Here is a 23,338-nt window from a genome sequence, read left to right on the forward strand (position 1 = left end):
GTCATCGTTTCGTAAATTTGTGCCTGCCGTCGTTGCCGAGGCGCGCCGCAGCGCGCAAAATTCGCTCCGGATCGGGAGGACGTATGAATTTTGCGGTAGTGGAAGATAGCCGGAGCCAGGCTGAGGTACTGAAAGCCTTGCTGAAGGGGGAGGGGCATCAGGTGGAAGTCTTCGCTGAGGGCAAGGCTTGCCTGGAGGCGCTGAAGACCCGCAGTTTCGATTGTTTCATCATCGACTGGAACCTGCCGGACATGGAAGGGAGCGACGTGCTCAAGCATGTCCGCCAGACGTGTGGCTGGGATGTGCCGGTGATCTTCTGCACGGCGCGTACCGACGAGGAGGCGGCCGCCGATATCCTGCGGGCCGGAGCGGACGATTACATCCCGAAGCCGATCCGGTACATGGAGTTCATGGCGCGTATTCATGCCCTGCTCCGCCGTCGCAAACCGCGCGGTGGCACACTGGCCTTCGGCGGCATCGAAATCGACCTCGAGAGCCGGCGTATCCGCTTGGCTGGCGTTGACGTCGATCTCACGCAGCGCGAATTCGAACTGGCCGCCATCCTGCTCCAGAATATTGGCCGCGTGCTGTCGCGCGACGAGTTGCTGAGCACCGTCTGGGCGCGTGATACCGGCGTCGATACGCGCACGGTCGATACCCATGCCAGCCGCCTGCGCAAGAAGCTTGGCCTGGCTGGCGAAAGCGGCCTGATGCTGTCCTCGGTCTATGGTCAGGGCTACCGGCTCGACACGGTGCAGGGAGGCTGATCCCGCCTCCCGCTTTCAGGTATACTAGACAAAATTGCTCGGGTATTGCCCGGCTGTCTACCAACCCCCGGAGTGTCCATGAGTCTCACTGAACAGCAAATCAGGACCGCGCTGTCCGCCGCGGTCGATCCCAATACGGGCAAGGATTTCGTCGCCGGCAAGGCGGTCAAGAACATCAGGATCGATGGTGACGATGTCTCCTTCGACATCGAGCTCGGTTATCCGGCAAAGAGCCAGATCGACGCCATCCGCAAGCAGGTGATCGCGGCCGTGCGTACCGTGCCGGGCGTGGGCAACGTCTCGGCCAACGTCTTCAGCAAGATCGTCGCCCACGCCGTGCAACTCGGCGTCAAGCGGATGCCGGGCGTCAAGAACATCATCGCTGTGGCTTCCGGTAAGGGGGGCGTCGGCAAGAGCACGACGGCAGTCAACCTGGCGCTCGCCCTGGCTCAGGAGGGTGCCAGCGTCGGCATGCTCGACGCCGACATCTATGGCCCGTCGCAGCCGCAAATGCTCGGCATCGCCGGCCAGCAGCCGGAGTCGAAGGACGGCCAGAGCATGGAGCCGCTCGAAGCCCACGGCATCAAGGCGATGTCGATCGGCTTCATGGTCGATGTCGAGACGCCGATGGTCTGGCGCGGCCCGATGGTGGCCCAGGCACTCGACCAGATGCTCGGCCAGACCAACTGGGGCGACATCGATTACCTGATCGTTGACATGCCGCCGGGGACCGGCGACATCCAGTTGTCGATGTCGCAGAAAGTGCCGGTGACCGGCGCCGTCATCGTCACGACGCCGCAGGACATCGCGCTGATCGACGCGCGCAAGGGCCTCAAGATGTTCGAGAAGGTGAATATCCCCATCCTCGGCATCGTCGAGAACATGAGCATCCATATCTGCTCGAAGTGCGGCCACGAGGAGCATATCTTCGGCGCCGGCGGTGGCGAACAGATGGGCAAGGATTACGACGTCGAGTTTCTCGGTAGCCTGCCGCTCGAACTGGCGATTCGCGAAATGGCCGATGGCGGCAAGCCGACCGTGGTCGGCGCACCCGAGTCGCGGGCGGCGGAGATCTACCGCGGCATCGCCCGCCGGGTGGCAGTCAAGGTGGCCGAGAAGGCCAAGGACATGAGCACCAAGTTCCCGAATATCGTCGTCCAGAACACGTAATTTGTAGACAAATCCAGCGACAAAGGCGGGTAAAATCCCGCCTTTGTTTTTTGCAGCGCGGAACAGCGAAAATGGCCATCAAATCAGACAAGTGGATACGCCGCATGGCGGCGGAGCACGGCATGATCGAACCCTTCGAGCCGGATCTCGTCCGCGAGGTCGATGGCCAGAAGATCGTTTCCTACGGCACCTCGAGTTATGGCTACGACATCCGCTGCGCCCGCGAATTCAAGGTGTTCACCAACATCAACTCGACGGTGGTCGACCCCAAGGCTTTCGATCCGAAATCCTTTGTCGAGATCGAATCCGACGTCTGCATCATTCCGCCCAATTCCTTCGCGCTGGCCCGCACGGTCGAGTACTTCCGCATCCCGCGCTCGGTGCTGACCGTCTGCCTCGGCAAATCGACCTATGCACGCTGCGGCATCATCGTGAATGTGACCCCCTTCGAGCCGGAGTGGGAGGGCTATGTGACGCTGGAGTTCTCCAACACCACGCCGCTGCCGGCCAAGATCTATGCCGGTGAAGGCTGTGCCCAGGTGCTCTTCTTCGAGTCGGACGAGATTTGCGAAACATCCTATCGCGACCGGGGCGGCAAGTACCAGGGGCAGGTCGGTGTCACGCTGCCCAAGATCTGACGTCGCGCCGTAACGCAAACGACTTATTCTTCGACCCGCTGCGGCGGGTCGCCGCTTTTTGAGGATTGAATCCCATGCGCTTCCACTTCCCCGTCATCATCATCGACGAAGACTTCCGCTCCGAGAACGCTTCCGGCCTCGGCATCCGCGCGCTGGCCGAGGCCATCGAGAAAGAAGGCCTGGAAGTGCTGGGTGTCACCAGCTACGGCGACCTGACTTCCTTCGCCCAGCAACAGAGCCGCGCGTCGGCCTTCATCCTGTCGATCGATGACGAGGAACTGGCGCTGGAGCCGGAGGAAACCCTGGAGGAACTGCGCGCCTTCGTTGGCGAGATCCGCCACAAAAACGCCGAGATTCCGATCTTCCTGCACGGCGAAACGCGCACCTCGCGCCACATCCCGAACGACATCCTGCGCGAGTTGCATGGTTTCATCCACATGCACGAAGACACGCCGGAGTTCATCGCCCGCAACATCAAGCGCGAGGCCCACGCCTACCTCGACAGCCTGCCGCCGCCCTTCTTCCGCGCCCTGACCCACTACGCTGCCGACGGTTCCTACTCCTGGCACTGCCCGGGCCACTCGGGCGGGGTCGCCTTCCTGAAGTCGCCGGTTGGCCAGATGTTCCACCAGTTCTTCGGCGAGAACATGCTGCGCGCCGACGTCTGCAATGCCGTCGAGGAACTCGGCCAGCTGCTCGACCACACCGGCCCGGTCGCTGCCTCCGAGCGCAACGCGGCGCGCATCTTCAACTGCGACCACCTGTATTTCGTCACCAACGGCACGTCGACATCGAACAAGATCGTCTGGCATTCGACCGTTGCCCCGGGCGACATCGTCGTCGTCGACCGCAACTGCCACAAGTCGGTGCTCCACTCGATCATCATGACCGGCGCCATCCCGGTCTTCCTGATGCCGACCCGCAACAACTTCGGCATCATCGGCCCGATTCCGAAGAGCGAGTTCGCTTGGGAAAGCATCCAGAAGAAGATCGATGCCAACCCTTTCATCACCGACAAGACGGCCAAGCCGCGTGTGCTGACGATCACCCAGTCGACCTACGATGGCGTGCTGTACAACGTCGAGGACATCAAGGCGATGCTCGACGGCAAGATCGATACCCTGCATTTCGACGAGGCCTGGCTGCCGCATGCCGCGTTCCATGACTTCTACGGCGACTACCACGCCATTGGCGCGGATCGCCAGCGCTGCAAGGATTCGATGATCTTCGCCACGCAGTCGACCCACAAGCTGCTGGCCGGCCTCAGCCAGGCGTCGCAGATCCTGGTGCAGGACTGCCAGGAGCGTCAGCTCGACCGCGACGCCTTCAACGAAGCCTACCTGATGCACACCTCGACCTCGCCGCAGTATTCGATCATCGCCTCGTGCGACGTCGCGGCGGCGATGATGGAGGAGCCGGGCGGCACTGCGCTGGTCGAGGAATCGATTGCCGAGGCGCTCGATTTCCGCCGCGCCATGCGCAAGGTGGATGAGGAATGGGGCACCGACTGGTGGTTCAAGGTCTGGGGGCCGGACGACCTGTCGGAAGAGGGTATCGAGGAGCGCGACGCCTGGATGCTCAAGCCGGGCCACCGCTGGCACGGCTTCGGCAATCTGGCCGAAGGCTTCAACATGCTCGATCCGATCAAGGCGACGATCATCACGCCGGGCCTCGATGTGGACGGCGATTTCGGCGAGCGCGGCATCCCCGCGGCGATCGTCACCAAGTACCTGGCCGAGCACGGCGTCATTGTCGAGAAGTGCGGCCTGTACAGTTTCTTCATCATGTTCACGATCGGCATCACTAAGGGGCGCTGGAATACCCTGGTTACCGCGCTGCAGCAGTTCAAGGACGATTACGACAAGAACCAGCCGCTGTGGAAGGTGCTGCCCGAGTTCGTGCAGAAGAATCCGCGCTACGAGCGCGTCGGCCTGCGCGACCTGTGCAAGCAGATTCACGACGTTTACAAGCAGAACGACGTGGCCCGCCTGACCACCGAGATGTACCTGTCCGACATGGTGCCGGCCATGCGTCCGGCCGACGCCTTCGCCAAGATGGCGCACCGCGAGATCGAGCGCGTTCGCCTCGACGAACTCGAAGGGCGCATCACCTCGGTGCTGCTCACCCCCTACCCGCCGGGCATTCCGCTGCTGATTCCGGGCGAGTGCTTCAATGCCACCATCGTCCGCTACCTGAAGTTCGCCCGCGACTTCAATTCCGCCTTCCCGGGCTTCGAGACCGATATCCACGGCCTGGTCAAGCGTGAGGACGGCGAGTACTACGTCGATTGCGTGCGCTGAGCACAGCGCGTCGCCTGTGATGATGCCCGCCTCGGCGGGCATTGTTTTTTAAGGGCTTCCTTTCGGATTGCTGCCGCGCGTGCCACACTGAAAGCGGAATAACGGATTTCCGCCTGTCATGGATCGTGCCGGTTCTAGCATCGCCAGCCAAACGCCCGAGATCGTCCTGCGCCATTTGGGCTCGGGGGCGGGTGGCCTGTCGGCGGGAGAAGCCGCCCGTCGGCTGGCGGAATTCGGCCCCAACCGGGTCGAAGGCGTGGCCCGCCAGCCATGGTGGTGGATGCTGCTGCGCGAATTCGGCCATTTCTTTGCCATCCTCCTCTGGGTGGCCGCCTTGCTCGCCTTTTTCGCCGCCTGGCGCGAGGCCGGCCAGGGAATGTTCGAACTGGGTGTCGCCATCGTCGGCGTCATTGTGGTCAATGGTTGTTTCTCTTTCTGGCAGGCCTTCCGTACCGAGCGTGCCTTGCTTGCCTTGCAACGCCTGCTGCCGGAGCAGGTCGATGTGCGCCGGGATGCTGGGCTCAGGCGGGTGTCAGTCGCCGATCTGGTGCCGGGCGACGTGATCCTCCTCGCCGAGGGAGCGAAGGTGCCGGCCGACTGCCGGGTCATCGAGAGTTGGGGGCTGCGCGCCAACCTGGCGACGTTGACGGGCGAATCGCTGGCCCGGGCGATATCGGCGGCGCCGGTGCCGGGCGATGACCTGCTGCGTGCCGGCAACCTGCTGTTCGCCGGCACGCTGATCGTCGCCGGTGAATGCACGGCGGTGGTTTTCGCGACGGGCATGCGGACCGAATTCGGGCGTATTGCCCGCCTGACGCAGAGCACCGGTGACACGGCCTCGCCGCTGCAGCGGGAAATCGAACGGGTGTCGCGTCTCGTTGCCCTGCTCGCCGTGGCGCTCGGCATCGCCTTTTTCGCCATCGGCTGGTTGATCGATCTGCCGTTCTGGATCAATTTCACCTTTGCCATCGGCATCATCGTGGCCAATGTGCCGGAAGGCCTGCTGCCCACCGTCACCCTGGCGCTGGCCATGGCCGCCCAGCGGATGGCCGGGCGGCAGGCGCTGGTTCGCCATCTGCCGGCGGTCGAGACGCTGGGCAGCGCGACGGTCATCGTCACCGACAAGACCGGCACGCTGACCCTCAACCAGATGAGTGTGCGCGAACTTTTCGTCGCCGGCCGGCATCATCTCGGCGCCGAACGCTGGCCACGGGCCGATGATCTGCGCCTGCGCACGGTGGCCCGCTTCTGTCACAGCCTGAAGTGGCACGAGGGGCAGGCGGTCGGCGACCCGATGGAAATTGCCCTGTGGGCCTTTGCCGGCGATATCCCGCCCTTTGGCGAACGGGCGGCGGAAATCCCCTTCGATGCGGAGCGCCGCCGCATGTCGGTCATCTGGCGCGAGCCGGACGGCAGCGGCAACCTGTATTGCAAGGGCGCGCCGGAAGCGCTGTTCGGGTTATGCACGCACTGGCTGGACGGCGATCAGGCGCGGGAATTCGACGCGGCGGCACAGGCGGTCTTTCGTGCCGGCCAGGAAGACATGGCGGCGCGCGGCCTGCGCGTGCTGGCCCTGGCCTGGAAGGGCTTGGCGTCGGGCGAGACAGGGGGGGAAACGGGGCTGGTCCTCTGTGGCCTGGTCGGCCTCGAAGACCCGCCACGGCCCGAGGTGCGCGAGGCCATGCTGCGCTGCCACTCGGCCGGCATCAAGGTGATCATGGCGACCGGCGATCATCCACAGACCGCCGTCGCCATTGCCCGCGAAATCGAGCTGGTACGTTCGGCCGGCCCGCAGGTGATCACCGGCGAGATGCTGCGCGCGATGAGCCCGGCCGCCCTGCAACTGGCGCTCGATGCGCCGGAGGTGATTTTCGCCCGCATGACGGCCGACCAGAAGATGGCGGTGACCCAGGCCCTGCAAGGCAAGGGCGAGATCGTCGCGGTCACCGGCGACGGCGTGAACGATGCGCCGGCCCTGAAGGCCGCCGACATCGGCATCGCGATGGGTCTGGGCGGCACCGACGTGGCGCGCGAGGCGGCCGACATCGTGCTGCTCGACGATCACTTCGCGACCATCGTCAATGCCGTCGAGGAAGGGCGGGCGGTCTTTGCCAACATCCAGAAATTCCTCACCTACATCCTGACCTCGAACATTCCCGAGTTGCTGCCCTACCTGGCTTCGGTACTGTTTGGCATCCCGCTACCGCTGACCGTGATCCAGATCCTCGCCGTCGATCTGGGTACTGACATGTTGCCGGCCCTGGCGCTGGGCGCAGAACTGCCGCATCCGGACGTGATGAACCGCCCGCCGCGTCAGCGCGGCGAACGCCTGTTGTCGTGGCCGCTGCTTGCCCGCGCTTACCTCTTCCTTGGGCCGCTCGAAGCCACGGCAGCGCTGGCGCTGTTCTTCAGCGTACTGGGCAGCCAGGGCTGGGTCTGGGGGCAGGCGCTGGCGGTGGACGACCCGCTCTATCGCACGGCGACGACGGCCTGCCTGGTCGGCATCGTGCTGGCCCAGGTGGCGAATGTCTTTGTCTGCCGGCATCCGCGTGAACCGTTCTGGCGCCAGCCCGTGTTGGCCAACCGCCTGCTGCTCGGCGGCATCGCGGCAGAAATCGCCCTGCTGCTGGCCATCGTCTTCACGCCGCTCGGCCAGGCGGTGTTCGGCACGGCACCGCTCGCCGCTTCGTTCTGGTTGCTCGGTGCCGGGCTGGCGCTGCTTCTCGCCTCGGCCGAGGAGGCGCGCAAGGCCTGGTGCCGCCGGCGCGAGCGCCGGCTTCAGCTGGGCCGGTAGGTGACGAAGGCGAAACCGGGATATTCCGCCTTCTGGTCGACGCGCCAGCGGTTGGGGTCAATGGCCGGGAACCAGGCATCGCCTGCCGGTTCGAGGTCGACCTCGGTGATTTCCAGGCGGTCGGCGACGCTCATCGCCTGTTCGTAGATCTGGGCGCCGCCGATGATGAACGCGGTTGGTTCGGTGGCCGCCAGGCGCAGCGCGCCATCCAGCGAATCGGCCAGTTCGGCGCCGGGTGCCGCATAGCCGGCCTGCCGGCTGATCACGATGTTGCGCCGGCCGGGCAGGGGGCGGAAGCGGGGCGGCAGCGACTCCCAGGTCTTGCGACCCATGATCACCGCGTGGCCGCGGGTCAGCGCCTTGAAGTGAGCCATGTCTTCCGGAATGTTCCAGATCAGTGTGTTGTCCTTGCCGATCACGCGGTTCCTGGCGACGGCAGCGATGATGACGATTTCGGTCATGGATGTTCTCAAGCGTGAATGGCCAGTGCGTCGCGGTACAGCGCGCCGTACTCGGCGGCGGCGTTTTGCCAGGAAAAATCCCGGCGCATGCCGTTCTGCTGGATGCGTTGCCACAGGCGTTTGTCGTGCCAGGCCCGGCTGGCGCGTTCGAGGGTGAGCCAGAGGGCGTGCGGGGTATCGCCGTCGAGCACGAAGCCGTTGGCGCTGCGCTCGGCCAGCGTTTCATCATTGACGTCGACCACGGTGTCGGCCAGGCCGCCGGTGGCGCGGACGATGGGTGGCGTGCCGTAGCGCAGGCTGTACATCTGGTTCAGGCCGCAGGGTTCAAAGCGCGAGGGCATCACGAAACAGTCGGCGCCGGCCTCGATGCGGTGCGCCAAATTCTCGCTGAAACCGATCTTGACGGCGATCTGTCCCGGGAAACGCCCGGCCAGTTGGCGGAAACCCGCCTCCAGGGCCTTGTCGCCGCTACCGAGGACGACCAGTTGGGCCGGCAGATGCGGCAGGCCATCGCCGACGGTGAGCAGCAGGTCGAGGCCCTTCTGGTGGGTCAGCCGGCTGATGACGCCGAACAGCGGGCGGTCGGCCGTGATCTCCAGCCCCATTTCGGCCTGCAACGCCACCTTGTTGGCGCGCTTGGCAGCCAGCCGGTTGGCGGCATAGCCGGCGGCCAGCGCCGGATCGGTGGCCGGGTTCCAGAGGTCGGTGTCGACGCCATTCAGGATGCCGCGCAGGCTCGGCGCCCGGTGGCGGAGCAGGGGCGCCAGGCCGTAGCCGAAATGTTCATCCTGAATCTCCCGGGCATAGGTCGGGCTGACCGTCGAGAGCAGCGTCGCCAGTTGCAGGCCGGCTTTCAGGAAGGAGAGCTGGCCGTGATATTCGACGTGGTCGAAGCGCCAGCTGTGTTCGGGTAGGCCGAGTCCGCCGAGCATTTCCCGGCCGAAACAACCCTGGAAGGCGATGTTATGCACGGTGACGACGCTCGCCGCGCCGCCCTCGTAGTGCAGCCAGGCGGGGGCCAGCGCCGTCTGCCAGTCGTTGCAATGCACGATGTCCGGCTGCCAGTCGAGCGGCGAGGCGGCCTGGCCGAGCCGGGCGGCGATGCGCGACAGCAGGCCGAAGCGGGCGGCGTTGTCGGCCCAGTCGTGGCCGTCGGCATCGAGATAGGGGTTGCCCGGGCGGTCGAACAGGGCCGGGCAATCGAGCAGCAGGAGCGGCAACTGGCCGGCCTGCGCCGCAAGCAGGCGGCAGGCGGGCAGGGCCGGGGCAAGGGCGGGCAATTCGGCGACCATTTCGGCCATCGGGAAGGCCTGCTTCACGGCCGGGTAGGCGGGGAGCAGCACACGCACGTCGTGCCCGGCCTGGCGCAGGGCCTCCGGCAGTGCGGCGGCCACGTCGCCGAGACCGCCGGTCTTGACCCAGGGGGCCATTTCCGAGGTGGCGAAGAGGATGGCGCGTGGTTTCATCGCGTCTTCAGGGCAGCGATCAGGCCGCGGGTCGAGCTGTCGAAGGCCGAGGCGTCGCCGCCTTCTTCGATCAGCGGGGTGAGCTGGCCGGCGAGCTGCTTGCCGAGTTCGACGCCCCACTGGTCGAAGGCGTTGAGGTTCCACAGCACGCCAAGGCAGAAAACCTTGTGTTCGAACAGGGCGATCAGTTCGCCCAGCGTCGTCGGGTCGAGGCCAGGCAGGAGCAGGGTGGTCGAAGGCTGGTTGCCGGGGAAGACCTTGTACGGGACGAGCGCTTCCGGAACGCCGGCGGCACGTACTTCGTCGGCTGTCTGGCCGAAGGCGAGGGCGGCCGACTGGGCCAGGCAGTTGGCGAGCAGGGCGGGGTGGTGACCGGGCAGCGGGAAGTCAGCCTGGCGCAGCGCGATGAAATCGCTGGGGATGAGGCGGCCGCCCTGGTGGAACAGCTGGTAGAAGGAATGCTGGCCATTAGTGCCGGATTCGCCCCAGATCACCGGGCTGCTGGCGATGCCGAGCGGCTCGCCGTCGCGGTCGATCTGCTTGCCGTTGCTCTCCATTTCCAGTTGCTGCAGGTAGGCCGGGAAGAGGTGCAGCGACTGGCTGTAGGGCAATATCGCCTCGGTCGAGGCGCCGAGGAAGTTGGTGTTCCACAGGCTGAGCAGGGCGAGCGTGAGCGGCAGGTTCTCGCTGGCCGGGGCGGAGAGGAAATGTTCGTCCATGCGGCGGGCGCCGGCCAGCAGTTGCTCGAAATTGCGCCAGCCGATGGCCAGCGCCAGCGAGAGGCCGATGGCCGACCACAGCGAGAAGCGGCCGCCGACCCAGTCCCAGAACTCGAACACGTTGTCGGCCGGGATGCCGAATTGCTGCGTCAGTTCGCGGTTGGTGGAGATGGCGACGAAGTGCCGGGCGATGGCGCTTTCCTGGCCGGCTGCGGCGAGCAGCCAATCGCGGGCGGTGCGCGCGTTGGTCAGGGTTTCCAGCGTCGTGAAGGTTTTGCTGGCCACGATGCACAGCGTGGTGCGCGGGTTCAGGCTGGCGAGCAGGGGGGCGATGTCGGCGCCGTCGATGTTGGCGATGTAATGGACGCGAATGTCCGGCTGCTGCCGGGCGGCGAGGGCCAGCGTCGCCATGCGCGGGCCGAGGTCGGAGCCGCCGATGCCGATATTGACCACGTCGCTGATCCGCTCGCCGGAGAAGCCGCGCCAGTCGCCGCTGTGGATGCGCTCGCAGAATCGCTGCAGGCGGGCCAGCGTGGCGCGGACTTCGGGGGGGGCCTGGTCGCCGGCTCGCAGCGCCATGTGGCGGACGGCGCGCTGTTCGGTATGGTTGATCGGCTCGCCCTCGACCATGCGGCGCTGCCAGCCGGCGAGGTCGGCCGTTTCGGCCAGGTTGCGGAGCAGGGTCATCGTCTCGCCGGTGACCCGTTGCTTCGAATAGTCGAGCAGCAGGCCGTTGCGGCTGAGCGACAGATGCTCAAAGCGGTGCTCATCGGCTGTGAAGAGTTCGCGCAGGTGGCGCGGGCGGAGGGTTTCGGCGTGGCAGGCCAGCGCTTGCCAGGCCGGGGTTTGGGTCAGCTTCATAGCCAGATCATCAGTCCGGTTTCGAGGGGGTGGATCAGGGACGGGTGGGTCGGGAAGGCTCGGATGCGGTATTCCAGCTTGCCGCACAGTTCCGGTGTCAATTCCAGCGTGTAGCGCATGGCGCCGTGTTCCCCCGGGCCGGCGCAAGTCAGCGCGTAGTGGCGGACGCGGCCGATGCCGCCGTTGCGCCCCGGGCGTCCGAACAGCGCTTCGACGGTGACGTCTTCCGGGTGCAGGCCATTCAACTGGACGGCCAGTTCGAGATGAATCGAGGTGCCGAATTTCAGGCGGCGCTCCGGTGCATCGAGACGATGCAGGCGGACGCCCGGCCAGGCGGCGCGGACACGGGCCTTCCAGTCGGCCACGTGGCGCGCCACGGCAAAGTCCTCCCCGGCGAACTGTCGGCCGTCGCGGGCAGCCGGCGCGTAGAACTTGCCGACGTACTGGCTGACCATGCGGATGACGTTGAAGCGCGGCGCGATGGTCGCGATCGAGCGCTTGGCCATCGCCACCCACTCCGGCGAGTAGCCCATCGAGCCGGTGCGGTAGTAGGTCGGGATCACCTGGTCCTGCAGCAGTTCGTACAGCGTGCGCGCCTCCTCGGCATCGCGCTGGGCTTCGCTCAGGTGGCCGGGCACCGGCTTGATCGCCCAGCCGTTGGCGACGCCGTCCTCGCCTTCGTCGTAGCCTTCGCCCCACCAGCCGTCGAGGACCGACAGGTTGAGGGCGCCGTTCATCGCCGCCTTCATGCCCGAGGTGCCGGAGGCTTCCAGCGGGTAGATCGGGTTGTTGAGCCAGACATCGACGCCGGCGACCAGCGAGCGCGACAAATGCAGGTCGTAGCCCTCGACGAGCAGGATGCGCCCCTCGAACTCTGGTTGCTTCGCCCAGTGGGCGATCTGGCGGATGATCTCCTGCCCCGGCAGGTCGGCCGGGTGGGCCTTGCCGGCGAACAGGAAGAGCACCGGCCGGTCGGCCTGGGCGATGATCTCGCGCAGCCAGGCCGGGTCCTGGAAGAGCAGCGCGGCCCGCTTGTAGGTGGCGAAGCGGCGGGCAAAGCCGATGGTCAGGACGTTCGGGTTGTCGGGGTTGGCGTACTTGAGCAGGCGGTCGAGATGCGACGGCGAGCCCTGGTTGCGGTGATGCTGCTCGCGGATGCGTTCGCGGACCAGCTTGAGCAGCTTCGACTTGAGTTGCTGGCGGATGCTCCAGAAGGTGGCATCCGGAATGTCGTCGATGCCGTGCCAGTTGGCCGGCGTGGTCTGCCGCTCCTGCCAGCCGATGCCGAGGTAGTGACCGAAGGTCTCGAACCACTCCGGCGCCAGGAAGGTGGGGAGATGGACGCCGTTGGTCACGTAGTCCATCGGGTTTTCCTGCGGCTCGATCTGTGGCCACAGGTAGCGGCAGATGTTGGCCGACACGTCGCCGTGGATGCGCGAGACGCCGTTGTGGTGGCGCGAGCCGCGCAGGGCCATGGCGGTCATGTTGAAATCAGCCTTGCCAGGCTCGGCGCCCAGCGCCATCAGATGCTCGCAGCCTAGGCCGAGGTCGTGGCACCAGTTGGCGAAATAGTGGCGGATCATTTCCTCCGGGAAATGGTCGTGGCCGGCCGGTACCGGGGTGTGTGTGGTGAACACGACATTGGACGCCACTGCTTCGAGCGCAGCGGCGTAGGGCAGGCCGCCCTTGACCAGGCGGCGGATGCGTTCGAGGATCAAGAAGGCGGCATGGCCTTCATTGACGTGCCAGACCGTCGGCTGCAGGCCGAGCCGCTGCAGGGCGCGCGTGCCGCCGATGCCGAGCAGGATTTCCTGCTCGATGCGCGTCGTCTTGTCGCCGCCGTACAGGCGGTGGGTGATCTCGCGGTCGTGCTCGGCGTTCTGCGGCAGCCAGCTGTCGAGCAGGATGAGGCGGACATGGCCGACCTTGGCCTCCCAGACCTTGGCATGCACGATGCGGCCGGGCATGTCGACGTCGACGACGATCTCGCCGCCTGCTTCATCGACGACCGGCGAGACGGGCAGGTCGTCGAAATCGGAATCGTTGTAGGTCGCCTGCTGGTGGCCGTCGGCGGTCAGCGCCTGCTGGAAGTAGCCCTGGCGGTAGAGGAGGCCGACGCCGACAAAGGGCAGGCCCATGTCGCTCGCCGCCTTGCAGTGGTCACCGGCCAGGATGCCGAGGCCGCCGGAATAGATCGGCAGGCTCTCGTGGAAGCCGAATTCGGCGCAGAAATAGGCGATCAGGTCGTCATCGGCGAAAGGCTGGCCATGCACCTGGGCCATGGCCGGCATCTCGTGGTAGGTGTCGTAGGCCGAGACGACGCGGTTGAGGGCGCCCAGGAAGACCGGGTCTTCGGCGATGGCTTCCAGCCGCTTCTGGTCGGCCCGCTTCAGGAAGGCCTTGGGGTTGTGGTTGGTCGCTTTCCACAATGGGTGCGACAGGCTGGCGAACAGTCCCTGCGTCGGCCGGTCCCAGCTGTACCACAGGTTGTTGGCCAGTTCCTCCAGGCGCTCCAGGCGCTCCGGCAGTTGTGGATTGACTTCGAGTTGGTAGACGGTTCCGGTCATGGTTGGGGCGTGATGTCCAGGTGCAGGTGCAGGGTGCAGTCGTCGCCGGGGATCTCCCACGCCCAGCACAGTTCGACGGCCTGCATGATTTTCTCAAAGCCGGCCTCGGACTGGGAAACCGTTTTCAGGGGGGCGGCAGATATTTCTGCGGGCCGCGAGGCCAGGAGGGCGATTTTGCCGCCCAGCACGCCGTCATCGAGCGTCAGGCGGTCGGCTGCGGCCAACTGCAGTGGTGCACCGAAACCGCCGGGGATGCTGCCATCGGCCAGCACGTAGCGGCCCAGGAAACCGTCGCAGCTGGGCATCGCGAGATTGAGCCGGGTGATGAAGTGCTGCCCGGCCAGACCGCTCAGGTGCCAACTGACGGTCAGCCGGTCGCCGCCCAGGGCGTAGGTCTTGGCGATGCCGGCGCGGCGCAGTTGCAGGGCGTCGGCAGCATAGTCGGTGATCGTGGCGCCGTTCAGTTCGTCGAGGAAAACGGCCCGCGGCAGGGGGTCGGGCACGATGTCCTCTACCGACACCGGGTGCTTGAAGCGCACGATGTCGTGCGCCGAGGCAATCCCCTCGCCGTCGTGCCGGCTTTCGCCGCTCCCGATCTTGTCGTGGTAATGCTCGCGGTAGCGGCGCAGCGTGTCGCCGAAATTGTGCCTGAGCTGGTAGCTCGTCAGTTCATGCAGGGCACCGAGGCCGTCGTCGCGCAGAACGAGCTGCAGGGCGTCGTTGTGGGCGAAGGTCTCTGTCTTGCCGTCGAGGTCGGCATCGAGGCCGGCCAGCGCCGGGCGCGCCTGCAGCGCATCGAGCGCCGCCTCCAGTGCGACGATGTTGTTCCACACGGCGCGGCGCAAGTGCGGCAGGTAGAGCCCACCAAACAGGCCGTGCCAGTAGGCGTCGTTGGCCTGCGCCCGGTACAGTTCATCGACCAGGTCGGGCGGCGGGTTCGGGATCCCGGCCAGGCGGGCCGACAGCCCCTGCATGCGTTTGTGCATCCAGTTGGCTTCCGGGTAGCGGGAGAGGAAATTGCGCCAGATGCCGCCGCGCAGGAAGGGGCGGTGCAGGTCGCCGCGCCCGGCGGCCTTTTCGGCCGCGACAAAGTCGGCGTAATGGCGGGCGGCCGGCATGGGCAGCGTCCATTCGTTCATCTCGCTGTACGAGGTGGTCGGCAGGTAGACGATGCCGCGCGTTGCATGCCTGGCGTGGAAATCGGCGTAGGTCGCCGGACGGATCTTCGGGCTGGCCAGCACGCCTTCGATCAGCGCCTTCAGCCAGCCGCGGTGGTAAACCCAGTCATAGGTTTCCGGCCAGATGCCGAATTTCTCGATGTCGTCGAAGTAGATTGCCGCCCCCCGACCCTGCTCGGCCAGGTTTTCAAGGTAAGCGATCACTTCGTGTGCCGGCGAGAAGGGCAGGCGGTAGCGCAGGGCCTCGGAAATCGGGAAGAGGTCGAGCCGGCGGCCGTCTTCCTCGGTGCTGAAGTGGCCGTCGAGTTCATCAGCCGTCTTGCCGGTGCAGAAGAAATGGTAGTCGTCTACCGTCACGTAGCGAATGCCGGTTTCGGCCAGCGCCGGGACGACGGCGGATTCCCAGACGCGTTCGGTCAGCCAGGCACCCTGCGGCCGGACACCGGTCCACGCGGCCAACTTGTCGTTCAGCACTTGCAGCTGGCCGACCCGATCGCGATGCGGAATGGCGGCGAGCACCGGCTCGGTATCGCCCGAACTGAACAGCTCGACCTGGCCGCGGCGGACCATGTCGGCCAGCAGTTCCATGTCGGCCGGATGGCGTTCGCGCAGCCAGTCGAGCAGCCAGCCGGAGAAATGCGCCGCGAAACGGAAATCCGGGTAGGCGTGCAGGGTGTGCAGGAAGGGCTTGTAGCACCGCTGGTGGGCATCCTCGATGACTTCCGGAAAGTTGCCGACCGGTTGGTGGGCGTGCACGCCGAGGAGCAGGGTGATGACTGGGGGCATGGTCGTTTTGTTGTTCTAGTTGGCGCGGCGCATCGTGCCGCCGCTTTCCGGCGTGCCGCCGCCCTTGCTGATCGGGTGGTCGACGTTGCCCGGCACCGGCAGGTCGAGCAGCCGATAGAGGGCACGGAGGTTTTCGCGGAACAGGCGGTCGAAGCAGGCGACCGACTGCGGCGAGTTGTAGTCGCCCAGCCACCAGAACCAGTCCGAGCTTTCGCAGACGGCCAGGCGGCGCAGCACGTCGGCCCGGCTGGCCGCGTCGAGCCGGCCGCTGTCCAGGGTGCGGTCGGCGCAGTGCTTGGCGGCGCAGAGCATTTCCCAGGCGCGATTCTTGTCGGGATGGCCGATCCACGTCGACAGCGTGCCGTACACCCAGCTACCGGCGGTCAGGCGCGGCAGGCGTTGGCGGCGGTCACGCTGGTTGGCTGCCGCCTCTGAGAGGGTCACAGTGCGGATTGCCGGGTTTCTGGCCAGTGCGTCGTAGAGGTCGTTGAAGAAGTACCAGGCGTTGTACGGGTAGTACTCCCAGGCGTTTTCGCCATCGAGAAAGACCGGGATCAGGTTGTGGTTGTCCTGCAGATGGAGGGCCTTCAGTTCGGTCATGAAATGCTGCGCGGCGTCGCGGCCGTGCCACTTGCAATACTCGAAGCCGATCAAGTCTGACAGGTGTTCGTTACGGAAAAATAACGTCAGGTCGCCCGGTGTGCCCTCTGGGGGCTGCCAGGCGACGGTGGTCTTCGCGTGGTCGCCGGCCGAATGCCGCAGAACGCCGTGGCTGCTCGCCGTCCAGGCGAAGCCGGCGGTGCCGATCTGGTTCAGGAAGGCTTGCGACAGCGCGCCCTCGGCCGGCCACAGGCCGTTCGGTGCCTGGCCGAAATGCGCGGTATGGCAGGTGCGGGCAGCGTTCAGGTGGGCTTCGCTGCGCGAGCGGCCACCGGGGTATTCCGGCGCGGCGGGCAGCGGGCAATCCGGCCAGGCCTCGCGGGCGGCGTTGAAGTCGATGAGCAGCGGCGCCAGTGGGTGGCTGCCTGGCGTGCAGGAGAGTTCGATGCGGCCGCTCTCGGCCAGCGCCCGGTAGCGCGGGATCAGGCCGGCGACAGTGGCGCCCAGCTCGTCGAGCAGGGCCTGCCGGTCGGCGGCGGTGAAGCCCTCGCCCTTGGCCATCAGTTGCGGAATGATCGTGCCGTTGCGGCGCAGGCTTTCGCCCGACCAGGCCAGCAGGTACCAGGTGGCCAGGTCGGCGAAGTAATGGCTGGAGAGGTAGTCGAGGCCGTTGCCGTCGTGGGTGCGGACGAAGTGGAGGATGTCGCGCAGGCGCCGGTAGGCGGCGAAGGGTTCGAGCATGGTCGGTGCGTGGCAGCGGAAGGCCATGTCGAGCAGCCAGTCGCGGTCGCGGACCGACAGGTGCAGCGGGTCGGGTTGGGCGGCGATGCGCAGGAGCGGGTCGCGCCACTGGCCGGTGGCGAACTGCTCGGCGTAGTCATCGATCTGGTCGAGCAGGACCGGCACGAAATTGACCGTGCACCGGATGTGCGTATGGCGCTCCAGGTGCGCCGCCATGTCGGTGTAGTCCTTGATGGCGTGCAGGAACACCCAGGGCAGCTGGAATTCCCCGCTGTCCGGGTGCCGGTAGTCCGGCTGGTGCATGTGCCACAGGAAGGCGAGGTCGGCCATCAGTGCCTTTCTGCCGCGCCCTGGCCGAGCATTTCAGCGGTGACCAGGGTGATGCCCTTGGGGCTGACGTGGAAGCGTTGGCGGTCGGCCCGCGGATCGACCCCGATCTGCATGCCTTCCGGAATGCGGCATTGCTTGTCGACGACGCAGCGCTTGAGCACGGCATGGCGGCCGATGTCGGCGCCGGGCAGGATGACCGAATCCTCGACCGTCGCCCAGCTGTGTACATAGACGCTGGAGAAGAGCAGCGAGCGCTTCACCGTCGCGCCGGAAATGATGCAGCCGCCCGCGACCAGCGAATCGATGGCGGTGCCGCGCCGGCCGTCGTCATCGAACACGAACTTGGCCGGCGGCAGTTGCTCCTGATAGGTCCAGATCGGCCAGTCGCGGTCGTAGAGGTTGAGTTCCGGCGTCACCTTGGTCATTTCCATGTTCGCTTCCCAGTAGGCGTCGATGGTGCCGACGTCGCGCCAGTACGGCGCATGGTGGTCGCTGCCGACGCAGGAATCGGCGAAACGGTGGGCGAACACGCGGTAGCGCGGCACGATGTAGGGAATGATGTCCTTGCCGAAATCGCGGCTGGAGCCGTGGGTCAGCGCATCGCGTTCAAGCTGTTCGAACAGGAACGTGGTGTTGAAGATGTAGATGCCCATCGAGGCCAGTGCCCGCCCGGTGTTGCCCGGCATGGGCGGCGGGTTCTGCGGCTTCTCGACGAACTCGACCACGCGGCCCTCCTCGTTGATCCCCATCACGCCGAATTCACGTGCCTCGGCCAGCGGTACGTCGATGCAGGCGACGGTCATGTCGGCGCGTTGCCGGGCATGCTCGGCCAGCATGCGGCCGTAGTCCATCTTGTAGATGTGGTCGCCCGCGACGACCAGGATGTGTGCCGGCTTATAGTGGCGCAGGAAATGGAGGTTCTGGAAAACGGCATCGGCCGTACCCTGGTACCACTGGTTCTCGTCGATCTGCTGCTGGGCCGGCAAAAGCTGGATGAACTCATCGAAGCGCCCGTCGAGGAAACTCCAGCCGCGCTGGATATGGCGGATCAGGCTGTGCGCCTTGTATTGCGTGGCGACGCCGATCTTGCGGATGCCGGAATTGACGCAGTTCGACAGCGTGAAGTCGATGATCCGGAACTTGCCGGCAAAGGGCACCGCCGGCTTGGAGCGAAAGTCGGTCAGCTGCTTGAGGCGGGTACCTCGCCCGCCCGCCAGGATGATGGCGAAGGTGTTGCGGGTCAGGTGACTGATGAAACGCATGTCGGTCTGTTCGCGCATCTCGCAGTAGGTCTGATGCGGGCAGCTGGTGTTGTGCGTCATGATGAACCTCCCCGGTCGCTGCTTGAATCTTTTGAGCCTATGATACTGCGATAGGAGAACCAAATGCAGCACGCCCAAGCCCTTTACCTGTTCAACGAAGGCCGCAACATCCAGGCCTACCGGCTGCTCGGCGCCCATCTCGGCGGGCCGGGCGTCACCTTCCGGGTCTGGGCGCCGAACGCCGCACGCGTCTCGGTCATCGGCGATTTCAACGGCTGGCACGGCGATGTTCATCCCTTGCTGCCGCTGGGCGATTCCGGTGTCTGGGAAGCGACAGTGGCCGAAGCCCGCCCGGGCAGCCTGTACCGCTTCGAAATCACCAACCGCCACACCGGCGACAAACTGGTGAAAAGCGACCCCTACGCCCGCGGCTTCGAGTTGCGCCCAGGCTCGGCCGCCTACGTCGTGCCGCCAGCGCAACACGTCTGGGGCGATGCCGACTGGCTGGCCCGACGGGCCGGCTGGGACTGGCAGCAGGCCCCGGTCAACATCTACGAAGTGCATGCCGGCTCCTGGATGCGCCATCCGGACGGCAAACCCTACCTGTGGCGGGAACTGGCCGAGCGGCTGATTCCCTATGCCTTGCAGCAGGGCTATACCCATCTCGAACTGCTGCCCATCACCGAGCATCCGCTCGACGAATCCTGGGGCTACCAGACCACCGGCTACTTCGCGCCGACCTCGCGCTATGGCTCGCCGGACGACCTGCGCGCCTTCATCGACGCCTGTCACCAGGCCGGTCTCGGCGTGCTGCTCGACTGGGTGCCCGGCCACTTCCCCCAGGACGACTGGGCGCTCGCCCGTTTCGACGGCACTGCGCTGTACGAGCACGAAGACCCGCGCCTCGGCCTGCATGCCGATTGGGGCACCCATATCTTCAACTACGGCCGGCACGAGGTACGCAGCTTCCTGCTCTCCTCGGCCCACTGGTGGCTCAGCGAGTTCCATTTCGACGGCCTGCGCGTCGATGCCGTCGCCTCCATGCTCTACCTCGACTACTCGCGCCAGGCTGGCCAGTGGCTGCCCAACCGGCACGGCGGCCGCGAGAACCTGGACGCCATCGATTTCCTCAAGGAACTTAACGCCATGGTGCACGCTGAATTCCCCGGCGCGCTGACCATTGCCGAGGAATCCACCGCCTGGCCGCAGGTGTCGCGCCCGACCTACCTCGGCGGCCTCGGCTTCTCGATGAAATGGAACATGGGCTGGATGAACGACAGCCTGCGCTACGTCGCCCGTGACCCCATCCACCGCCGCTGGCACCACGACGAACTGACCTTCGGCCAGATGTACGCCTACAGCGAAAACTTCGTGCTGCCGCTGTCGCACGATGAGGTGGTGCATGGCAAAGGCTCGCTGCTCGGCAAGATGCCGGGCGACGACTGGCAACGCTACGCCAACCTGCGCCTGCTGCTTGCCTGGCAGGCCCTGACGCCGGGCAAGAAACTGATGTTCATGGGGGGCGAATTCGGCCAGCAACGCGAATGGTCGGAAGCCCGCGAACTCGACTGGGCCCTGCTGACCAAGCCGGCCCACGCCGCCTTGCACCACCTGTCGGCCGACCTCAACCGTCTCTACCGCGACCTGCCCGCCCTGCACAGCCAGGACTTCGCCAGCCTCGGTTTCGAGTGGATCGACTGTCACGACAGCGAACACGGCATCCTCTCCTGGTTGCGCTGGGGCAAGGACGGCAGCTTCGTCGTCGTCGCCTGCAACTTCACCCCGGTTCCGCAAACCGCCTACCGCCTCGGCGTGCCCGAAGCCGGAACCTACATCGAACTGCTCAACACCGATTCCGCCTATTACGGCGGCAGCAATCTCGGCAACGGCGGCGCCCTGCCGGCGGTGATGGGCGAGTGGATGGGGCGGCCAGCCAATCTGTGCGTGACCATTCCGCCGCTGGGGGCGGTGCTGTTGCGCTTGGGCTGAATGGTGCATTTCCCCAAAACGGGGGCGCAAATGAAAATCGAGCACAGCGGGCAAGCTGTGCTCGATTCGATCTGCCTGAACGGCCTTACGCCCGTTCAGAGGCAGGGACTCAGGACTTGCGGCGACGCAACGATCCCAAGCCGAGAAGGGCCGTACCCAGCAGAGCCAGCGAGCCCGGTTCCGGCACGGAGAACGGTTCGGTCGTGATGGCGAAAGCGAACTTGGCAGTCGTATGCGCCGCTTCAGCGGTGCGGAAGCCGTAGCAGCTAGTTCCCAGGCCCAGTGCTTGGCATTCCTTGGAGGTCAATTGGCTGAGCGGAAATGCCTGGTTGCTTTCATCCAGCACGAAAACGCTGGCGTAGTAGGTACGGTTGAAGTCGTCAGCGTTGCCCAAGATGCCATCGGCACCGGAGTCGATGTAGGAAAATGCATTATTCAGGGTCAGCGTGTTGCTGAAGCCGAACAAGTCCGCACAATTGCCACCGATGGAACCGTCAGCGCAATAACCGCTTCCTGCGTTACCAAATCCGCCCGCCCCATAAGCGCCCGCATTGGCCGTTTCCTGGAACAGGAAATTGAACTGCAGTGTCGGGGCGCTGACAGAGGTCGTGTAGTAGCTCGGTAGCAGCGGGTTGAGTGTCAGCGTATCGGTGATCCGTGCCCCCGTCAGTGTGCCGTAGGAACTCGAAATCGGATTGTTCCAGTGGGTGATGGAGATACCCGTTCCGATCTGTCCCAGCAGCGGATTCGGCGTCCCGCCGATCGTCGTGTTGACCGTGCCGGTTGCCGGACCGCCACCCGTCGTTGTGCCGGTGACAGCGTTACCGATCGTGAGCGCACTGCGATTGGTATTTGCATTGCCGGTGTCGGTCTGGAAATTTCCAGCGGAGTATCCCCACGACAATTCGTATTGCGTCGCTGTTTGCTGGCCACCAATGCCGGCCGGACCATCCCATGTCGGGTTGGAGAACGTGGAATTGGTGGAATAGCCCCACTGCGTCACGGGATCCGCCACCGCAACATTCGAGAGGGTTGCCAAAACCAATGCCGAAGCTGTGAGAGCGCTGTTGATCGTTGCTTGCCTGAGTGCGGTTTTCATTTTGAGCTCCTTCAGAATATGGGGGCTATGAGATTGCCTGTATAACCTTCCGCATAAGATGTGCCAGGTTGCAGGGGGGGGGGTTTGTGAGCTCTAATTGATTGATTTGAATGGGTTTAATGAGATCTGGTCATCGTCGTGTGGATCTGCTGGGTATATTGTTTGCGCAGTTGTCAGGATTTTCGACAGGCAAGCAGAACGCTGCATAAGGTACCGAATGCGCTGGAACCTTTTCTTGTACCGGTTGTCGAGGATGTCCGAATACTGTCCTTGCGGTACTGCGAGGCCCAGGTTGAGTCGACATGAAGAAATCGGCGCTGTCAGATTTTTCGACATTCGACCTGGATACGTACTCGATCGACCAAGCCGGTGAGGCCTTTCACCAGCCTGCTGCTACCATCGCACCTGGTCTCTCGATGTGAGCTGGGTGGTGAAAATAATCCGTCTTTTGAAGTTGAGCCTGTTCAGTTGCTGTGTGGTGTCCTTTGCCGGCTGCGCCTTGTTTCCCTCCTGGCACTGGGAAAAGAAGGGGGCCGGCGAGGCGGAGTACGCCTTTGACGAGGCGCAGTGCAAGGCGAAGGTTTACTCAGGAACGGACGGAATGGTGACCAATACCAGCGTGCGGCGCATGCACGGCTGCATGGAAGCCAAGGGTTGGGTGAAGACGCCCAACTGAGCCTTGGTTACAGGGTGCCAGCGTGGGCCAGGGTGCCGAACAGGCCGAGGTCTTCACTGGTCAGCGCGTGGACGGGCATGGTGGCGACCAGTTCGCAGTGTTCGCGCTTGGCGAGAAAAGCCTTGATGAACGGCCCCGTATCGACGTTGGGTAGCAATTTGGCGGCAAGGCCGCCGGCCAGGTAGACGCCGCCGCGCGCCAGCCAGTGCATGGCGAGGTCGCCGGCAAAGGCACCATAGCATTCGAGCCATAGGCGCAGGGCTTCACGGGCCAAGGGATCGTTGCTGTTCAGCGCCGCCTGGCCGATGGCTTCGGGCGGTTGCTCGTGGCCGCCGAGGAAGGCATGGATGCGGGTCAGGCCGGGGCCGGAGACGATGTCTTCGACGGTGACGCGGCCATGGCGGGCCAGCAGGCAGCGCCAGAGTTCGCCCTGTTCCGGTGTCTGCGGCGAGTAGCCGAAGTGGCCGCCTTCGCCGGGGATGACGCGGTAGTTGCCATCCTGCCAAATCAGGCCGGCCACACCGAGGCCGGTGCCGGCGCCGAGAATGACGCACGGTGCCTGGGCAATGGGCTGGCCGGCGTGCAGGGTGAGGATGTCCCGGTCTTCAACCAGCGGCAGGCCGTGCGCGGCCGCGGCAAAATCGTTGAGCAGGGCGACCCGGCCGATGCCGAAGCGGTCTTCCAGTGCGCCGGCGGCAAGTTGCCAGGGCAGGTAGGTGAGCTTGGCTTGCCGGCCATCGGTCGGCCCGGCGACGCCGAAACAGGCGGCGGCAATGGCCGGTTGGTCGGGGATGAAGTCGGCCAGCAGGTCGTCGAAGCGGGGGTAATCCTGGCTGGCGTAGCGCTGGCGGCGCAATATCCGCAGCCGCCCGTCGTCGATCTCGGCTAGCGCCAGCAGGGTCTTGGTGCCGCCGAGGTCGCCGCCGAGGATCAT

16 protein-coding genes are annotated in these 23,338 nt (G+C 65.4%); 7 read left to right on the plus strand and 9 right to left on the minus strand.

Features of this window, described 5'->3' with window-relative positions; translation table 11 throughout:
• Window positions 1-83 precede the first annotated feature (83 nt).
• From K420_RS0107350 to K420_RS0107370, 5 genes are all read left to right on the plus strand, one after another.
• Window positions 84-767 (plus strand): response regulator transcription factor, encoded by a 684-nt coding sequence (locus K420_RS0107350; protein ID WP_027457511.1) that lies wholly within the window; start codon window positions 84-86, stop codon window positions 765-767.
• Between the two features lie 78 nt (window positions 768-845).
• Entirely contained in the window at window positions 846-1,937 is a 1,092-nt protein-coding gene (gene apbC, locus K420_RS0107355; RefSeq protein ID WP_027457512.1) for an iron-sulfur cluster carrier protein ApbC, read from the plus strand.
• A 71-nt stretch (window positions 1,938-2,008) separates the two neighbouring features.
• On the plus strand, window positions 2,009-2,575 hold the full coding sequence (gene dcd, locus K420_RS0107360; protein ID WP_027457513.1) for a dCTP deaminase: 567 nt from the start codon (window positions 2,009-2,011) through the stop codon (window positions 2,573-2,575).
• Between the two features lie 74 nt (window positions 2,576-2,649).
• Window positions 2,650-4,875 (plus strand): arginine/lysine/ornithine decarboxylase, encoded by a 2,226-nt coding sequence (locus K420_RS0107365; RefSeq protein ID WP_027457514.1) that lies wholly within the window; start codon window positions 2,650-2,652, stop codon window positions 4,873-4,875.
• 118 nt (window positions 4,876-4,993) lie between these two features.
• Complete coding sequence (locus tag K420_RS0107370) at window positions 4,994-7,669, plus strand: cation-translocating P-type ATPase (protein WP_027457515.1); 2,676 nt, start codon at window positions 4,994-4,996, stop codon at window positions 7,667-7,669.
• On the opposite strand, the gene K420_RS0107375 is transcribed toward K420_RS0107370, so the two are convergent.
• The 7 genes from K420_RS0107375 to glgC are packed head-to-tail and all read right to left on the minus strand — an operon-like array spanning window position 7,654 to window position 18,700.
• Window positions 7,654-8,130 carry a dihydrofolate reductase gene (locus K420_RS0107375; protein ID WP_027457516.1) on the minus strand — a complete coding sequence of 159 codons (477 nt, stop codon included), beginning with the start codon at window positions 8,128-8,130 and terminating at the stop codon, window positions 7,654-7,656. The two genes, K420_RS0107370 and K420_RS0107375, sit on opposite strands and share 16 nt — an antisense overlap.
• Window positions 8,131-8,138: 8 nt before the next feature.
• Window positions 8,139-9,596 (minus strand): glycogen synthase GlgA, encoded by a 1,458-nt coding sequence (gene glgA, locus K420_RS0107380; protein WP_027457517.1) that lies wholly within the window; start codon window positions 9,594-9,596, stop codon window positions 8,139-8,141.
• The gene (pgi, locus tag K420_RS0107385; RefSeq protein WP_027457518.1) at window positions 9,593-11,176 is read right to left on the minus strand and encodes a glucose-6-phosphate isomerase; all 1,584 of its coding nucleotides are present in this window, start codon (window positions 11,174-11,176) and stop codon (window positions 9,593-9,595) included. Before pgi ends, glgA begins: the two co-directional genes overlap by 4 nt.
• Window positions 11,173-13,743: an alpha-glucan family phosphorylase gene (gene glgP / locus K420_RS0107390; protein ID WP_027457519.1), complete on the minus strand. Its 2,571-nt coding sequence runs from the start codon at window positions 13,741-13,743 to the stop codon at window positions 11,173-11,175. The genes pgi and glgP overlap by 4 nt, the downstream gene beginning before the upstream one ends.
• Window positions 13,740-15,707 (minus strand): alpha-amylase/4-alpha-glucanotransferase domain-containing protein, encoded by a 1,968-nt coding sequence (locus K420_RS0107395; RefSeq protein WP_027457520.1) that lies wholly within the window; start codon window positions 15,705-15,707, stop codon window positions 13,740-13,742. The genes glgP and K420_RS0107395 overlap by 4 nt, the downstream gene beginning before the upstream one ends.
• A gap of 15 nt (window positions 15,708-15,722) precedes the next feature.
• Entirely contained in the window at window positions 15,723-17,378 is a 1,656-nt protein-coding gene (locus K420_RS0107400) for a glycoside hydrolase family 57 protein (RefSeq protein ID WP_027457521.1), read from the minus strand.
• Window positions 17,378-18,700 (minus strand): glucose-1-phosphate adenylyltransferase, encoded by a 1,323-nt coding sequence (gene glgC / locus K420_RS0107405; protein WP_084019591.1) that lies wholly within the window; start codon window positions 18,698-18,700, stop codon window positions 17,378-17,380. The genes K420_RS0107400 and glgC overlap by 1 nt, the downstream gene beginning before the upstream one ends.
• 63 nt (window positions 18,701-18,763) lie before the next feature.
• Here glgC and glgB point away from each other — a divergent pair, with 63 nt between their 5' ends.
• Window positions 18,764-20,629, plus strand: a complete 1,866-nt coding sequence (gene glgB / locus K420_RS0107410) for a 1,4-alpha-glucan branching protein GlgB (protein ID WP_027457523.1) — start codon at window positions 18,764-18,766, stop codon at window positions 20,627-20,629.
• Between the two features lie 109 nt (window positions 20,630-20,738).
• Here the strand turns inward: glgB and K420_RS0107415 are convergent, their stop codons facing one another.
• Window positions 20,739-21,728, minus strand: a complete 990-nt coding sequence (locus K420_RS0107415; protein WP_084019592.1) for a THxN family PEP-CTERM protein — start codon at window positions 21,726-21,728, stop codon at window positions 20,739-20,741.
• A 430-nt stretch (window positions 21,729-22,158) separates the two neighbouring features.
• On the opposite strand from K420_RS0107415, the gene K420_RS0107420 reads away from it, so the two are divergent.
• Window positions 22,159-22,404 (plus strand): hypothetical protein, encoded by a 246-nt coding sequence (locus K420_RS0107420; protein ID WP_157275041.1) that lies wholly within the window; start codon window positions 22,159-22,161, stop codon window positions 22,402-22,404.
• Between the two features lie 7 nt (window positions 22,405-22,411).
• On the opposite strand, the gene K420_RS0107425 is transcribed toward K420_RS0107420, so the two are convergent.
• Complete coding sequence (locus tag K420_RS0107425; RefSeq protein WP_027457526.1) at window positions 22,412-23,338, minus strand: glucokinase; 927 nt, start codon at window positions 23,336-23,338, stop codon at window positions 22,412-22,414.

The sequence above is a fragment of the Dechloromonas agitata is5 genome (genome assembly GCF_000519045.1).
In the GTDB taxonomy this organism is placed as follows: Bacteria; Pseudomonadota; Gammaproteobacteria; order Burkholderiales; family Rhodocyclaceae; genus Azonexus; species Azonexus agitatus.

What these genes read in the sequence shown, in the direction of transcription:
- glgB (WP_027457523.1), top strand. Translation starts at nt 18,764, where the DNA reads ATGCAGCACGCCCAAGCCCTTTACCTGTTCAACGAAGGCCGCAACATC.
- K420_RS0107415 (WP_084019592.1), bottom strand. Translation starts at nt 21,728, where the DNA reads ATGAAAACCGCACTCAGGCAAGCAACGATCAACAGCGCTCTCACAGCT.
- dcd (WP_027457513.1), top strand. Translation starts at nt 2,009, where the DNA reads ATGGCCATCAAATCAGACAAGTGGATACGCCGCATGGCGGCGGAGCAC.
- K420_RS0107350 (WP_027457511.1), top strand. Translation starts at nt 84, where the DNA reads ATGAATTTTGCGGTAGTGGAAGATAGCCGGAGCCAGGCTGAGGTACTG.
- pgi (WP_027457518.1), bottom strand. Translation starts at nt 11,176, where the DNA reads ATGAAGCTGACCCAAACCCCGGCCTGGCAAGCGCTGGCCTGCCACGCC.
- apbC (WP_027457512.1), top strand. Translation starts at nt 846, where the DNA reads ATGAGTCTCACTGAACAGCAAATCAGGACCGCGCTGTCCGCCGCGGTC.
- K420_RS0107400 (WP_027457521.1), bottom strand. Translation starts at nt 17,378, where the DNA reads ATGGCCGACCTCGCCTTCCTGTGGCACATGCACCAGCCGGACTACCGG.
- K420_RS0107395 (WP_027457520.1), bottom strand. Translation starts at nt 15,707, where the DNA reads ATGCCCCCAGTCATCACCCTGCTCCTCGGCGTGCACGCCCACCAACCG.
- glgC (WP_084019591.1), bottom strand. Translation starts at nt 18,700, where the DNA reads ATGACGCACAACACCAGCTGCCCGCATCAGACCTACTGCGAGATGCGC.
- K420_RS0107370 (WP_027457515.1), top strand. Translation starts at nt 4,994, where the DNA reads ATGGATCGTGCCGGTTCTAGCATCGCCAGCCAAACGCCCGAGATCGTC.
- glgP (WP_027457519.1), bottom strand. Translation starts at nt 13,743, where the DNA reads ATGACCGGAACCGTCTACCAACTCGAAGTCAATCCACAACTGCCGGAG.
- K420_RS0107425 (WP_027457526.1), bottom strand. Translation starts at nt 23,338, where the DNA reads ATGATCCTCGGCGGCGACCTCGGCGGCACCAAGACCCTGCTGGCGCTA.
- K420_RS0107365 (WP_027457514.1), top strand. Translation starts at nt 2,650, where the DNA reads ATGCGCTTCCACTTCCCCGTCATCATCATCGACGAAGACTTCCGCTCC.
- K420_RS0107375 (WP_027457516.1), bottom strand. Translation starts at nt 8,130, where the DNA reads ATGACCGAAATCGTCATCATCGCTGCCGTCGCCAGGAACCGCGTGATC.
- glgA (WP_027457517.1), bottom strand. Translation starts at nt 9,596, where the DNA reads ATGAAACCACGCGCCATCCTCTTCGCCACCTCGGAAATGGCCCCCTGG.